The sequence below is a fragment of the Helicobacter cynogastricus genome (assembly GCF_900197855.1).
GTDB classification, from domain to species: domain Bacteria; phylum Campylobacterota; class Campylobacteria; order Campylobacterales; family Helicobacteraceae; genus Helicobacter; species Helicobacter cynogastricus.
In genome coordinates this window covers 183,357-196,952 of sequence record NZ_FZMQ01000011.1, presented here as the reverse complement: position 1 = coordinate 196,952, position 13,596 = coordinate 183,357, and the positions used below count along the sequence as shown (strand labels likewise).

13 protein-coding genes, 4 tRNA genes and 1 pseudogene are annotated in these 13,596 nt (G+C 44.6%); 14 read left to right on the top strand and 4 right to left on the bottom strand.

From position 1 onward, the window contains the following. Nucleotides 1-6: 6 nt before the first annotated feature. Together C6H00_RS06110 and C6H00_RS06105 are read right to left on the bottom strand one after the other, a co-directional pair. Entirely contained in the window at nucleotides 7-516 is a 510-nt protein-coding gene (locus tag C6H00_RS06110; protein ID WP_104750107.1) for a NuoB/complex I 20 kDa subunit family protein, read from the bottom strand. Continuing rightward, complete coding sequence (locus C6H00_RS06105; protein WP_104750106.1) at nucleotides 498-902, bottom strand: NAD(P)H-quinone oxidoreductase subunit 3; 405 nt, start codon at nucleotides 900-902, stop codon at nucleotides 498-500. Before C6H00_RS06105 ends, C6H00_RS06110 begins: the two co-directional genes overlap by 19 nt. A gap of 212 nt (nucleotides 903-1,114) precedes the next feature. On the opposite strand from C6H00_RS06105, the gene C6H00_RS06100 reads away from it, so the two are divergent. From C6H00_RS06100 to C6H00_RS06035, 14 genes are all read left to right on the top strand, one after another. Continuing rightward, a complete protein-coding gene (locus C6H00_RS06100; RefSeq protein WP_104750105.1) occupies nucleotides 1,115-1,297 on the top strand; it encodes a hypothetical protein in 183 nt (60 codons plus the stop codon). A gap of 233 nt (nucleotides 1,298-1,530) precedes the next feature. Continuing rightward, a complete protein-coding gene (locus C6H00_RS08990; RefSeq protein ID WP_267892000.1) occupies nucleotides 1,531-1,659 on the top strand; it encodes a hypothetical protein in 129 nt (42 codons plus the stop codon). 783 nt (nucleotides 1,660-2,442) lie between these two features. Further along, nucleotides 2,443-3,306, top strand: coding sequence for a coiled-coil domain-containing protein (locus C6H00_RS06090; RefSeq protein ID WP_158655741.1), 864 nt, complete (start codon nucleotides 2,443-2,445; stop codon nucleotides 3,304-3,306). A 125-nt stretch (nucleotides 3,307-3,431) separates the two neighbouring features. After that, nucleotides 3,432-4,733, top strand: a complete 1,302-nt coding sequence (locus C6H00_RS08840; RefSeq protein WP_233704450.1) for an outer membrane protein — start codon at nucleotides 3,432-3,434, stop codon at nucleotides 4,731-4,733. Nucleotides 4,734-4,913: 180 nt separating this feature from the next. Then, nucleotides 4,914-5,930, top strand: coding sequence for an ABC transporter permease (locus tag C6H00_RS06080; protein ID WP_104750103.1), 1,017 nt, complete (start codon nucleotides 4,914-4,916; stop codon nucleotides 5,928-5,930). A 4-nt stretch (nucleotides 5,931-5,934) separates the two neighbouring features. Beyond that, nucleotides 5,935-7,470: a dipeptide ABC transporter ATP-binding protein gene (locus tag C6H00_RS06075; protein ID WP_199769208.1), complete on the top strand. Its 1,536-nt coding sequence runs from the start codon at nucleotides 5,935-5,937 to the stop codon at nucleotides 7,468-7,470. Between the two features lie 42 nt (nucleotides 7,471-7,512). Then, nucleotides 7,513-7,587: transfer RNA gene (locus C6H00_RS06070), tRNA-Gly, on the top strand. Between the two features lie 102 nt (nucleotides 7,588-7,689). Then, entirely contained in the window at nucleotides 7,690-7,950 is a 261-nt protein-coding gene (locus C6H00_RS06065) for a TRL-like family protein (protein WP_199769207.1), read from the top strand. Between the two features lie 64 nt (nucleotides 7,951-8,014). Next, nucleotides 8,015-8,101, top strand: a tRNA-Leu gene (locus C6H00_RS06060). Between the two features lies 1 nt (nucleotide 8,102). Next, nucleotides 8,103-8,176 (top strand) — tRNA-Cys (locus C6H00_RS06055). A gap of 27 nt (nucleotides 8,177-8,203) precedes the next feature. Further along, nucleotides 8,204-8,291 (top strand) — tRNA-Ser (locus tag C6H00_RS06050). A 20-nt stretch (nucleotides 8,292-8,311) separates the two neighbouring features. After that, entirely contained in the window at nucleotides 8,312-9,820 is a 1,509-nt protein-coding gene (locus C6H00_RS06045; RefSeq protein ID WP_104750101.1) for a Na+/H+ antiporter NhaC family protein, read from the top strand. 165 nt (nucleotides 9,821-9,985) lie between these two features. Next, complete coding sequence (locus C6H00_RS06040; protein WP_104750100.1) at nucleotides 9,986-11,491, top strand: aldehyde dehydrogenase family protein; 1,506 nt, start codon at nucleotides 9,986-9,988, stop codon at nucleotides 11,489-11,491. Then, entirely contained in the window at nucleotides 11,491-11,859 is a 369-nt protein-coding gene (locus C6H00_RS06035; protein ID WP_104750099.1) for a DUF779 domain-containing protein, read from the top strand. The genes C6H00_RS06040 and C6H00_RS06035 overlap by 1 nt, the downstream gene beginning before the upstream one ends. Here C6H00_RS06035 and C6H00_RS06030 read toward each other — a convergent pair. Then, a complete protein-coding gene (locus tag C6H00_RS06030) occupies nucleotides 11,856-13,316 on the bottom strand; it encodes an outer membrane family protein (protein ID WP_104750098.1) in 1,461 nt (486 codons plus the stop codon). The genes C6H00_RS06035 and C6H00_RS06030 overlap by 4 nt on opposite strands. Before the next feature lie 192 nt (nucleotides 13,317-13,508). Further along, a pseudogene (locus C6H00_RS09145) lies at nucleotides 13,509-13,596 on the bottom strand (zinc-binding dehydrogenase); the annotation flags it as partial.

Below are 13,596 nucleotides of genomic sequence, written 5' to 3'. Positions count from 1 at the left end.
AAGCCTTTAGATCAAGCGTTTGGGGTTGTTTTCAGGCAATGCCTTTTGGCGGCGGATTTTATCTTGCAACACCATTAAGGCGTATTGCAGGGTCTCAGGGCGGGGCGCGCACCCGGGCAGGTAAATATCTACAGGGATCACTCTATCCACGCCCTGCACGGTGGCGTAAGTGTTAAACATCCCTCCCGTGTTCGCACACGAGCCCATCGAGATCACCCATTTAGGTTCAGGCATTTGGTCGTAAAGACGGCGGGTAAATTCGGCGTGCTTTTTGGTGAGAGTGCCCGCGATGATCATCACATCCGATTGTCTGGGCGATGCCCTAAAGATCGTGCCAAAGCGATCAAAGTCAAAGCGCGAGCCCCCCGTTGCCATCATCTCAATCGCACAGCACGCCAAGCCATAAGTCAAAGGCCATAGCGAATTGCTACGCCCCCAATTTAGCAAGCGATCTAAAGTCGTCAAGGCGATGGGTAACCCCCCATTTTTTAAATAACTCACTGCATGCTGTGCCATTCTAACGCTCCTTTCTTTAGGGCATACACAAAGCCTACCACAAGCAAGCCAATAAAACTTAGCATCTCAAAAAAGCCAAAAAAGCCCAATTCTTTAAAATCCAAAGCCCAAGGGAACATAAAGACAATCTCCACATCAAAGAGAATAAAAAGCACCGCCATCACATAGAATTGATGGCTCACGCGGTTTTGTTGCTTTAGGGCGAGTGGTCCACACTCATAGGCGGCAAGCTTGAGTTTTTCATTTTGCTTGCGCGCCAACTTACGGCTAATGAATCGCTGTATGCGCAAGGTCCAATTAAAAACTAGGAAACTAAAGACCAATAAGACAAACACCCCAAAGTAAGGATGTGATGCAACGCCACTGACTCCCACCACTAGCTCCATTCTGACGATATTAACGGAGTATTAAAGCATAATTTGATTAATTCTAACTTTTGGCAAGATGTCGGAGTTATTGAGCTGACAAAATAAACTCAAACATAAACCTCCGCATTTGGTTTTTAATGCAGATTCTGCAAGGCGAAATGTGTTACAATGCTGCGCTTTGTGAAAGGAAATATATGAAAACCTGCTACAAGCTTTAAGAGAGGTTGGCTATGTTACCTCCTAAACCTTATAAACTTGTGTGCTCTTGTGGGTATTCTAGAATTGTGCGCTTCAAGAGTGATTGCTTGAGTGGAGCGGACTTAGCGCAAATGGGCGACACTTGTCCCAAGTGTGGACAAAGCATGCGCGAAGTCCCTCTTAGCTTATTTGATCACCTCTTTAAAAAGAAATGATCAMCCCCCCCCCCCCCCAACAAAACTAACTCTTCTAAAAATCTTGTCTGCGTCATCATGCCTAACTGTGTCTCAGCTCAGTTGGCTGGTTTACAGTTTCTTGCTCGTGTGAGTGCTATATCTGTTGGCTTAAATAAGATTTTTCAACAAAATTTGTTGCAATGGGCTTTTTGTAGCAATATTGGACTTTGTGATGTTTTGGACCTAATAGAGTATAGAAGAATGGAGATTTCATGCAAAAAGTGTCGTTAGTTGTAATGCTAGGTCTTTTGGGGTTTATTTTAGTCCCTCTCAACGCTGAAAACAGCGGAGTTTATGGAGAAATTGGGTTTCAGTATTCTAATAATGACCCAAGCTACTAAGAGCCAAGTAGGTCCTCAGTTGCAAAAGAATCCTTTCAGCTCTACAGCTCCAGTAACTGCTGTGAATGTAAATAACTTCCTACAGCAATCAAACAATAATAATCCAAAACAAAACCGCCAATGAGTCCTTACCCCCCCCCCCCCCCATTTGTAAAGCCTCAGACTTTTCCTAAGTTTCATTTCAACTGCACTCTAAGATCATTTGATCTAAATGAAGGCAATTTAGTTAGCATCGCTCTAGCACAGATAAAGCCGTGGTGCAAACACAATAAGCGATGCTTGCTCTTTTTTATGCTCAGAGTTTTTAGATAGCCCTACCCTTAACCCCCCGATGTTTATACCTAGATTATCAATTTACTAACAAACTTTTTTGTGATGGGGTAAGTAGCCACATACAAAAACACAACCAATAAAGGAAATTTTGTGAGAAAGTCATTTAAGCAAATCAATAGGCACTCTTTGCGCAGATATTCAAGTTATCCTTTGTGTCTAGCACTTGTTGTAACTCTCTTAAATTCTTTTTTACAGGGGATTGAAAGTAAAGATATGAGAAACACAAAGATTGTAGACACAAATTTCTTAACCAGCCAAACCTTAGTGTCAATGTTAAATCCTCAAGTTTTTGTTCTTACAGAATCGCAACAACTCCAACATCTCCTAAGTGCCGCACAAGGACAATTAAAGAATGCCAAGCAGGTCCTAGCAAATGCTAGAGCCAATGTAGCCACTGCTCAACAAGCACTTAACATAGCCCAAGAAAAGGCTAACCAAGCTAATGCGGCTTTGCAGAGTGCAGATGCAAATTATGCGGATGCCCAAAAACAATTTCACAAACAACAAGAGACACTTGGGCAAGCCCAGTCAAATCAAACCCTTGCCGAGATACAAGTAGGAGAAGATCAGGGTTCTATGAAAGGATACCTTGAATTTATTCAACAATCCAACAAGCGTATCCAAGATGAAAAAGAGGATATTGTTAAAAATGAACAAGCACTTAAGGTGAATCAGCCCAAGTTAGTGGCTGCACAACAGGAAATCAAGCCATGGTTGGATAAGTATCAAAAAGCATCGAATGCCTATGATACAGCAAAAATCAATTATAGCAATGCGCAATTTGAGGTTGAGCAAGCAAAAATGAATCTAAAATATCCAATGTCTTGGCAGACTACAAGTAGCTTAGAGGCGGCATTAAAGGAGGCAGAAGCAAAACTTGCCCAAGCAGATACCGCCTACAAAGCAGCAGAGGCAACACTGCAATCTGCAACTGCAGCTTATAATCAGCAGATGCAAGACAAGGTATCCCCAATACAGAACAAAATAGATGCAGAACAAACCCAAATACAAATGGATCGAAACGACATATCTTCTAGGGAAGAGACTATACAAAAGACACAACAAGACTATGCAGACGCTAAAAATCGCCTAATAAAAGACCAAGTCGCACTGCAAAAAGCGCAACAAGCCGTAACCACTGCACAACAAGCACTCAGTGTGGCGCAAGGAAAGGTGCGCCAAGCCAATACAGCTCAGGAGACAGCAAGCTCAAACAATTTAGACGCGCAAAATCAACTCATCGATACTCAAGCTGCGTTACAAAACACTAAGATAGATCAAGATAACGCTAGTATAAATGTAATTAACGCGTAACAGGCGTCAATACAGCACAAGATAAGCTCAAGCAAACCGCTACAGCTTTACAAACGGCACAAACAAACCACGCAGATGCGCAAAATCAACTCAGCAAAGATCAAGCAACGCTTAAACAATCTCAGTTGGAAGAAGCTAATGCCAAACAAGCAGTCAAAACAGCACAAGCTTCTATTGCCAATCTTCAAAACCAAATACAGAGCCACAACTCTCACCCAACCTCTAGCCCAAAAACAAACTCAGGAACAGGTGTTGGTCATGATAAAATAGCTTCTACTAGCAACAAAAAAGAAGGGACAACAAGCAACAAAACTTCCAACACTACATCTCTTGAAAATCTCATTGATTCCTTGATTCATAAAACAGAAACCAACATCCAATCAGCTATAGATAACTACTTTAGTCAGGTGGAACAAACAATTAAAAACGCTGTGAGCACCATCATCAGCAGTTTGGATCAGAATACACCCGCTCAGGCTATACAAAGTATTATATCCGGAATGCAAAAATATGTCAGTATGGATAGTGGCTTAACCAGCCAGATAGCAAGTGCAATTAACCCCTCTTTCCAAAAGAACCTTGCAAATCTTGAACATAGCATGCAAGATAATATGATAGATTTAAAAGCCATGCAAACTAATCTCCATGTTTTGGTGGCTCAAGCTTCTCAAATGCGCGCCACCTTATTAGAGGGCTTGGCTAGTGGAACTATCCCATTGGCAATTTCTGCAAAATTACCTGCAAATTCCATACAACAAGAAACCCAGTCGATCATCGAAAATCTTAATAAACTCTTGATTTACCTCAAAGCCACTCAGCAAGAACTGCAAGCCTACCAAAAAACCAGTCCTCAAGAGTTTTTAGCGACAGCTGGGGGGATAGGTTTAGCCAACCAAACCATGAATTCTCATGCAAACATGTATGGAGTGGATGTCCAAGTCGGTTATAAACAATTTTTTGGCAAGAAAAAACGCTGGGGTTTGCGCTATTACGGCAGTTTTAGTTACCAAAGAGGGGTATTTTATGACAAAAATATTGCAAGTCTAAACGACCTTGTCTATGGCGTGGGTATGGACGCCCTTTATAACTTCTATGAAAGCAAGGATGGCAGATACATCACAGGAATGTTTCTAGGCTTTATGCTTGCAGGGAGCAGTTGGGTTGTTCCAAGCTACCACACTTTGCATACAGAAATGAGTCGCATCAATGAGCAAGGAGGTAAAGCCAAAATGAATTCTACTTATTTCCAAATCCCTCTCAACATTGGGTTTAGAACCAATGTAAACAAGCACAATGGCTTTGAAATAGGTCTGCGCATCCCTCTAGCCACAAACTACTACTTTAAAGGTAATCTACATGACTCTAGCCTAGAAACTACCTATAAACGCAATGTGGCGATGTATTTCAACTATGTATACAATTTCTAGGCGGTTTGTAGCGGTTGCCTTCATGCCTTCCCTGTTTTACGATTGTTGCCCCTGCCACATACACTAAATTTTATGTGTTATGCCGAAAATTAACCTCTAAAAAGCAATTATTTGCACTATTTTCCCAGCCCCCTGTAGGCTTTTTGCAGTAAAATAATGCATCACTAAAAGGGGTTTGTTGTGGTGAATGTACATGCGCGGCGTTGGCGGGCGTTTAAGGAGAATAGGCGGGCGTTGTGGGCACTTATTATATTTCTTGCTCTCTTTGTGCTCTGCTTAGGTGCAGAGTTGTGGGTCAATGATAAGCCTCTTTTTATCTACAAGGATCACAAGGCGTATTTTCCTATCTTTAAAGATTATCCTGAAACCACCTTTGGGGGAGATTTTTACACCAGTGCGGATTATAACGACCCCTATGTCAAAAACCACCTGCTCAAAGATGCTTTTGTGATCCGCCCCCTTATCCCCTATTCTTATGACACCATTATTATGGATTTAAAACAGAGCGCGCCCACGCCTCCTAGCTGGGAACATTGGCTAGGCACAGACGATCAAGCCCGCGATGTGCTGGCGCGTTTGATCTATGGGTATCGGGTTTCAATCCTCTTTGCGCTTCTGTTGAGTGCCTTTAGCGTGGTGGTGGGTGTGGCTGTGGGAGCGTTGCAGGGGTATTATGGCGGGCTCTTAGACCTCTTGGGGCAACGCTTTATTGAAATTTGGAGCGGGATTCCTATGCTCTTTTTGCTCATCATTCTTTCCAGCATGTTCACCCCTAGCTTTTGGTGGCTTTTACTCTTGGTGCTGGCCTTTTCTTGGATGGGGTTAGCCCAAGTGGTGCGCACGGAGTTTTTGCGCGGGCGCAATATGGACTATGTGCGCGCCTCTTATACTTTGGGCGTGAGCGATGCGCGTGTGATTTTTTATCACATCCTGCCTAATGCGATGGTGGCCACCACGACTTATATCCCCTTTATCATGGCTGGGAGTGTGGGCGCGCTAGCCAGCTTGGATTTTCTAGGCTTTGGGATGCCTATTGGTAGCGCGTCTTTGGGCGAATTGCTCGATCAAGGTAAAAACAATCTTTATGCCCCACATTTGGCCTTAGTGGGATTTTTTGCCATCGCGCTTTTGTTGTCTATTTTGGTTTTCATCGGAGAAGGAGTAAGAGATGCCTTTGATGCCACCAACTTCAAATAAAGCTTTGTTGCACCTAGAGAGCGTGCAAGCCAAAGTAGGAGAGGGGTTTTTGCTCCAAAATATTAGCTTGAGCGTGGAGGCAGGGCAGAGGGTGGCTTTAGTGGGAGAGAGCGGAAGTGGGAAAAGTTCGCTAGCGCGCCTCATTTTGCAATTAGTCCCCTTTGTGCGCCCCTTGAGTGGCAAGGTGCTTTTTGAAGACACCGATTTGCTCACCCTCAAGCCTAGTCATCTACGCAATATTCGGGGTAAAGACATCGCCTATATCGCCCAAGAACCCCTAAGCGCGCTCAATCCCTTACATAAAATCAAGCACCAAATTATTGAGAGCCTGCGCTTGCATAAAACCTGTCCCAAGCAAGAATTTAGCGCACGCCTTGAAGAGGCGATGAGTCAGGTGGGCTTAGGGATGGATTTGTTAGAGCGTTATCCCTACCAACTCAGTGGGGGACAAAACCAGCGCGTGAGCATTGCCATGAGCATTATCAATCGCCCTAAACTTTTGATTTGCGATGAACCCACCACCGCCCTAGACGCGCAGGTACAATTACAGATTTTAGAACTTCTAAGAACCTTGAGTGCGCAGCACAACATGGCGATCTTGCTCATCAGCCACGATCTAGGTGCGGTGCAGTGGCTGGCTGAATATGTCTATGTCCTGCAAGAGGGAAAATTATGCGAACACAATGAGATTAAAACTCTCTTTGCCAACCCTGCCCATCCCACGACTAAAATGCTCCTAGAAGCGCGCGCCCTCCCGCGCAAAAAGCCCTTAGAGCAGGGCGAGGAAACCTTGAGACTACAAAATTTTGGGGTGCACTATGTGCAAAAACGCTTCTTAGGGGCTAATAAGGTGCGTATAGCCATTGATGGGGTGAGTTTCTGCCTGTGCGCGCGCCAGACTTTGGGCATTATCGGAGAGTCGGGCAGTGGGAAAAGCTCACTAGCTTTGGGGATTTTAAAGCTGATTGCCTCAGTGGGGGAACAATTTGTTTTAGGTAAAAGCGTGCACCAACTCAATCGCAAAACCTTTAAACCTTATCGCAAATCCTTACAAATGGTGTTTCAAAACCCTTATGCCTCTTTAAATCCGCGTTGGAGTGTGCAAGAGATTTTACTAGAGGCTTTTCATGGGGCGGGTATTAAGGGGAGTGTAGAGGTGGCTCAAAAGAGTTTAGAGGCGGTGGGTTTGGAAGCCAAGCATTTGACCTTCTACCCCTTTGAGCTGAGTGGGGGACAGCGCCAACGCGTCGCCATCGCGCGCGCGATCATCGTGCACCCGCAGGTGGTGGTGATGGATGAACCCACTTCTGCGCTGGATAAGAGCATGCAAAAGATCGTACTAGGATTGCTCCTAGATTTGCAGGAAAAACTAGATTTGAGCTATCTTTTTATTAGCCATGATTTGGATGTGATTGAGAGCATTTGTGATTCTGTGTTGGTGGTAGAAAAAGGGCAGGTAGTGGAGAGCGGCAAAACTAGCGAAGTCTTTGGCGCGCCCAAACACTCCTATACCAAAAGACTGCTTGAAACAAGGCTTTAGGGCTTGACTTTTTAGATAAGTCCTGCTAAAATTGTGGTTTTTGCGGGAATAGCTCAGTGGTAGAGCACGACCTTGCCAAGGTCGGGGCCGCGGGTTCGATCCCCGTTTCCCGCTCCATTTTCAAATAAAAAAAGAGAGTTGTGATGCGATTAGTTAAGCTTGCTAGTGTGTGTGTGTGTGTGTGTGTGTGTGTGTGTGTGTGTGTGTGTTGGCATTTTGATTAGTGGTTGTGCATCACCTTTGCCACAGGGTACTTTTTGGACAGGGGTGACCATGCCGGTCTCTGGAAATGATGTAAGGCACTCTAAAGAAGGGCGTGCTAGTTGTTGGAGCATTTTCAGTCTCATTGCCGGTGGTAATTGTTCTGTAGAAAAAGCAGCTAAAAATGGTGGTGTCGTTAAAATCAAAATGGTAAGTCGTAAGGCAACCAACTTTATAGGTATTTTTGGCAAGTACACAACAATCGTTCAGGGCGATTAGTGCCACTAGGCATCTAAGCGCAGTCTATTAGTCTTAATTCCACTCTAGGCGTAAGCCTAGATTAGCCCAGGTGGTGGAATAGGTAGACACAAGGGACTTAAAATCCCTCGGTAGCAATACCGTGCCGGTTCAAGTCCGGCTTTGGGCACCATGGCGACATAGCCAAGTGGTAAGGCATGGGTCTGCAAAACCTTGATCCCCGGTTCAAATCCGGGTGTCGCCTCCAAATTTGCAATTCTATTTTTGTTTATGACGGGAGATGGCTGAGTGGTTGAAAGCGGCGGTCTTGAAAACCGTTGAGGGTAACACCTCCGGGGGTTCGAATCCCTCTCTCCCGGCCAGCTCTACTGAATAGGAATCTATGGGCCATTCCCTACTTAGTCTCTCTGTCCCTCTATTTGTAATTTTTATGGTGATCTTTACTAAGCGGGTCGCTCTCTCTTTGTTTAGTGGCATGGTGTTGGGCGCGCTGCTAGTAACCAATGGGCATTTGTGGGATATTGTTCTCTACATTTATCATAAAATGAGTGCTGTTTTTTACCACGCCACACCTCAAGGTATACAGCTAAATTTGAGTAGTTTGTTTGTCTTTGGTTTTTTGATCATTTTGGGCATTCTAAGTCAAATTATCGCTGCCTCTGGAGCGATCAACTCCTTTGTTCAGCGCGCAAGGGCTTATGTGAAAAGCGCGCGCCAATCTGAGGGTATCGCCCTTCTAGCTGGGCTGGTGATTTTTATTGATGACTACTTTAACGCCCTCATTGTGGGGCAGATTAGCAAGTCTCTCAATGACGCGCACCAGAGCAGTCGGGAACGTTTGGCTTACATTATCGACTCCACCTCTGCGCCCGTGTGTTTATTAGTGCCCATTTCTAGTTGGGGGGCTTATATTGTGGGGGTGATGCAAAATGAAGGCTCGCCTTTACTAAAGGATAGCTTTGCGCTCCTCTTAAGCAGTATTGGGAGCAATTATTATGCATGGTTTGCGCTCATAGCTGTCTTTTTAGCCATTGTGTGGCAGATTAACCTGCCCGCCATGCAAAAATATAAAAATGTTGGCGTAACAGATTTGCAAGAATTTGATTTAACAAAACACGCTCAAAACGCCCCCGTGTCCGTGTTGCTTTTGAGTATCCTCGCGCTCATTGTAAGCATCACCGCGTTAATCATCTACACGGGCTATAGCACCAGCGATCACAAAAATTTATTAAGCATTTTTCAAAACACAGACACCGCCTTTGCCCTCTTTTTTGGCGGGCTTTTTTCTCTAGGATTTGGAGCTATCTTGGCATATGGGTATTTGCCCCCCAAGGCTTTTCCCTCTCTTTTTCTCAAGGGGTTTAAAAGCATGGCTGGGGCGATTTGGGTGTTAATCTTGGCGTGGGCTATTGGACCGATGATTCGCGATGATTTGCAAACAGGCGTGTATTTAGCTGGTTTGATTGCCCATTTTCAAGGGGTGTTTTTGCTCATGCCCTTACTCTTGTTTCTCATCTCAGGTTTCATCGCTTTTACTACAGGCACTAGCTGGGGCGCGTTTGCGATCATGTTGCCCATTGGGGCGGGAATGGTGAGCGTGGTGGGGGGAGATATTGTGCTAGTCATTTCTGCGATTCTATCTGGGGCTGTTTATGGCGATCACGCTTCGCCTATTTCTGACACTACTATTCTTTCTGCTACTGGAGCAGGTTGCTCTGTGCAGAGCCATTTTTTGACCCAGTTACCTTATGCTACTCTCACAGCGGGGTGTGCAATGATTGCCTTTTTGGTAGCCAGCCTCACTCTTTCCAAAGTTACAGGGTTTGTGGTGGGCTTACTCTTGCTGGTAGGACTTTTTTATTTTCTTAAGCGTGCCCATTCTACGCGCTAGATTCACCACTTTTACAATCCTTTATTACAATTTGTAACGGCAATTTGGCAATACTTGTGCCCTACTTCTCTTTCCTACCAACTATGTTAATCTAGGCTAGGTACGATCCTATTCTGTGGATACCTAAATGTCCTAATCTCTAAAATAAGATCAAAAGGAAGGTATATGAGTATTTACAAGGATCATAAGCAAATTTTCAAATCCCGTTATGAGAACTATATTGGCGGGGAGTGGGTCAAACCTATCAAGGGGCGGTATAAAGCCAATAAAAGCCCCATTAATGGGGAGATGCTCTGTGAAGTGCCCCTATCTTCTGCAGAGGATATTGAAAAGGCTTTGGACGCTGCCCATAAGGCCAAAGACGCTTGGGCAACCACTCCTGTGGCACAAAGGGCACAGATTCTCTTCAAAATCGCTGATCGCATGGAAGCGCACTTAGAAAAGCTCGCCTATGCCGAAACTTGGGACAATGGCAAGCCTATTCGCGAAACCCTAAATGCTGACATTCCTTTAGCTATCGATCAGTTCCGCTATTTTGCCAGCTGTATCCGCGCCCAAGAGGGGGGTATTAGCGATATTAACACGGATTTAGTGGCATATCACTTTCATGAGCCCCTAGGTGTGGTTGGCCAGATCATCCCTTGGAATTTTCCTCTCTTGCTAGCGGCTTGGAAATTTGCGCCCGCGTTGGCTACGGGCAATGCTATTGTGTTAAAGCCCGCTTCGCCAACGCCTGCTAGCCTCTTGGTACTCTTAGAAATTATTGGGGATTTATTACCCGCTGGTGTGGTCAATGTAGTCAATGGTAGCGGAGGACAAATTGGTAAACACTTAGCTACCAGTCCTAAAATTGCTAAGGTGGCATTCACCGGTTCTACAGCTGTAGGCAGACAAATCATGCAATTTGCCACAGAAAATATCATCCCCTGCACTTTAGAGCTAGGAGGCAAGAGCCCTAATATTTTCTTCCCAGATATTTATGAGCATGAAGATGAATTCTTAGATAAGGCGATTGAGGGCTTGGTACTCTTTGCGCTCAATCAAGGTGAGGTATGCACCTGCCCCTCGCGTGCCCTCATCCATGAAAAAATCTATGATAAATTCATCCACAAAGTCCTAGAGCGCGTGAAAGCGATCAAAGTGGGCAACCCCTTAGAGCTAGATACCATGATGGGTGCGCAGGTGGATGAAAACCAGGTTAACACCATCTTAAACTATATGCAAGTGGCTAAAGAAGAGGGTGCAGAATGCCTCATTGGTGGGGGCAAAAACCATATTAAAGGGTTGGAAAAAGGATGCTACATCCAGCCCACCATTTACAAGGGGCATAATAAAATGCGCATCTTCCAAGAGGAAATCTTTGGCCCCGTGCTCGCAGTAACCACCTTCAAAGGTGAAAAGCAAGCCTTAGAGATTGCCAATGACACTATGTTTGGCTTGGGTGCGGCGGTGTGGACAAGGGATATTAATCGCGCCTACCGCGTGGCGCGCGCGATCAAAGCTGGGCGTGTATGGACCAACTGCTACCATGTTTACCCCGCACATGCTGCCTTTGGGGGCTATAAACAGAGCGGAATTGGGCGCGAAGGACATAAGATGATGCTAGAGCATTACCAACAAACTAAGAATATTTTGGTGAGCTATAGTCCTCATAAGCTAGGATTCTTCTAATGTCAAAGCGCGTGGTCGCTACCGAGGTAGCGCGCGCGTTCATCACAGAGCTTAAAAACATCCACCCGGAGGGGTTTATTTTTTATCACTCCTGCGGGTGCTGTGATGGGAGCGCGGTGCTTGTTTATGCTGAGGCGGATTTTAAGCTAGGCTCTAATGATGTGTGGTTAGGCGAAGTGGAGGGCGTGGGCTTTTATCTGCATGCAAAACAACAAGAATATCAAGGGCACACTCAATTAATTTTAGATGTGCAAAACATCGAGGGAAGCGAATTTTCCCTAGAATATGGCATGGGCAAGAGTTTTTATCTCAAGAGTCGAATATTTACGCCACAAGAGTTGGCACAATTAGAAGCCCAAAAAGATTAAAAGGAGGCAATGAGTTGGGTATAGAGCGCGCTACGATCCTGATACCCACCCCTGCAATAGGTTTTACTCGGATCGCAGAAGTTGTTTAACCCTGCTTGATAACCCTTGTTGGTGTGTATCCCATAATAAGAGATGTCTACTATTCCTTTTAAAAAGCTCGTGAATTGATAGCTTAGTGATACAATCATTCGCCCCTCATAAGCCACTGGCGCGCTACTCCATTGCCAAGTCATGCGCCATGCAAGCTTCTTTTTAAAATGCACTCCTCCGTAGGTGATGGCACCGGTAATAGCATTGGCTTTTAAGGCTGTACCCTCATACCCTGCCCAAACGCTGTTGCCATAGAGTTCAACCCCAGCTGGATTACCAGTGTTGCCTATGTAAGCATTAGCATTTTTGAAGTTTTTATAAAAAGTCCCCACAATGTAAAATTGGTTGATATCAAAGCGTTGTCGGATAGTTAAGCTTTGTCCATTAGCACTTACGGGGTTATCGTAACGATAAATGGTAGTGCCATTAGACTTAATCATCATCCACGGAGGGTAAAAGGGGAAAAAGGCGATGAGCTCGCTATTGGACCGAAAACCTTCCCCATTAAAATTAGGATCGCTATCCCAGCCAACTTTAAAACCCGGAGCGTTAAACATTTTGGGCGAAAAGTAGTAAAACCCCTCCAGTAATAAGTGGTGTTTTTTGTAAGTGAGTTGTACAGCGTGAGTGCCTAAAGAAACTTTATGTCCATGTGGAGTAAACCCCCCTAAGTCATTTTTGCTGTAACCTTCACTATAAACCACTCGTGAAGCCCACCAATCACGCACCAAAGGTCCTGTAGCATAAGCACGCCCCCAAGAACTAAACCACCAAAGGCGGATTCTTTTATACTGCCCCCACACTTCAAAACCCTCTGTTTGTCCGCTTTTATAAGAAGCAGTTGAGAGGTAACGCCCAGCTTTAATCCCAAAGTAATCTTTATAGGTGTAATTCAAATAGGCATCACTGAATACATAATGATGGCTAAAGTTAGAAAGTTTGCTGTTTTTGACAGCAATCGAGTCGCTTTGTGAAACATCCGCGCTTCCGCCATAAAACCCATCGTAGTAGCCAAATCTTTGATACACAACCGAGCCACCTAAAAAGCGTTTAGTCCCATCAAAGAGTACACCTCCAACTATCCCTCCAACGAGCCCTTTTAAGCTATGCCCTTTGCTTTCTAGCTCTTTTGGCAATAAAGAGAAGCCCAAAGAGAGATACCCTGCAATAGTAGCGTATTGTTGCATCGGATAAATTCCCTTATTTTTCTCCACAGCATGCTGGTTAAATCCAATAACAGAAGCTTGGTTGGCAAATCCGCTTATTTTATAATCAAAAGCCGAGCAAGGGGGAATACATACAGCAAAAGCGTTTCCTAAAAGTATTTTGAAAAAGAAGCGACTACTTGTAGAGTGTGGTGTGTGCATGTCTATCCTTTTAATGAACGCATACTAGATTGGATTGAGGCGCACCAATCTTTGTTATTTTAATCAAAACAGGGCTTATATTTTTTTTAAACAAATCACAAAACGGATCGCAAATTGCAATAAAAAGACAGACACAACGAGCCTCGATAGCTATCGAGGCTTTGAATAGTTAGAAATAAGGGCTTAAATCAATCAAGCTCCAAAAGACTTTTTCATGTCAATGACATAGCGAAAGAAGGCGTTAGAGTGCGTGAGGTTATGATAAACCCGATCAATATCT

Coding starts and splice junctions, on each gene's coding strand:
- C6H00_RS06110 (WP_104750107.1), bottom strand. CDS start 516: ATGGCACAGCATGCAGTGAGTTATTTAAAAAATGGGGGGTTACCCATC.
- C6H00_RS06105 (WP_104750106.1), bottom strand. CDS start 902: ATGGAGCTAGTGGTGGGAGTCAGTGGCGTTGCATCACATCCTTACTTT.
- C6H00_RS06100 (WP_104750105.1), top strand. CDS start 1,115: ATGTTACCTCCTAAACCTTATAAACTTGTGTGCTCTTGTGGGTATTCT.
- C6H00_RS08990 (WP_267892000.1), top strand. CDS start 1,531: ATGCAAAAAGTGTCGTTAGTTGTAATGCTAGGTCTTTTGGGGTTTATT.
- C6H00_RS06045 (WP_104750101.1), top strand. CDS start 8,312: ATGGGCCATTCCCTACTTAGTCTCTCTGTCCCTCTATTTGTAATTTTT.
- C6H00_RS06040 (WP_104750100.1), top strand. CDS start 9,986: ATGAGTATTTACAAGGATCATAAGCAAATTTTCAAATCCCGTTATGAG.
- C6H00_RS06035 (WP_104750099.1), top strand. CDS start 11,491: ATGTCAAAGCGCGTGGTCGCTACCGAGGTAGCGCGCGCGTTCATCACA.
- C6H00_RS06030 (WP_104750098.1), bottom strand. CDS start 13,316: ATGCACACACCACACTCTACAAGTAGTCGCTTCTTTTTCAAAATACTT.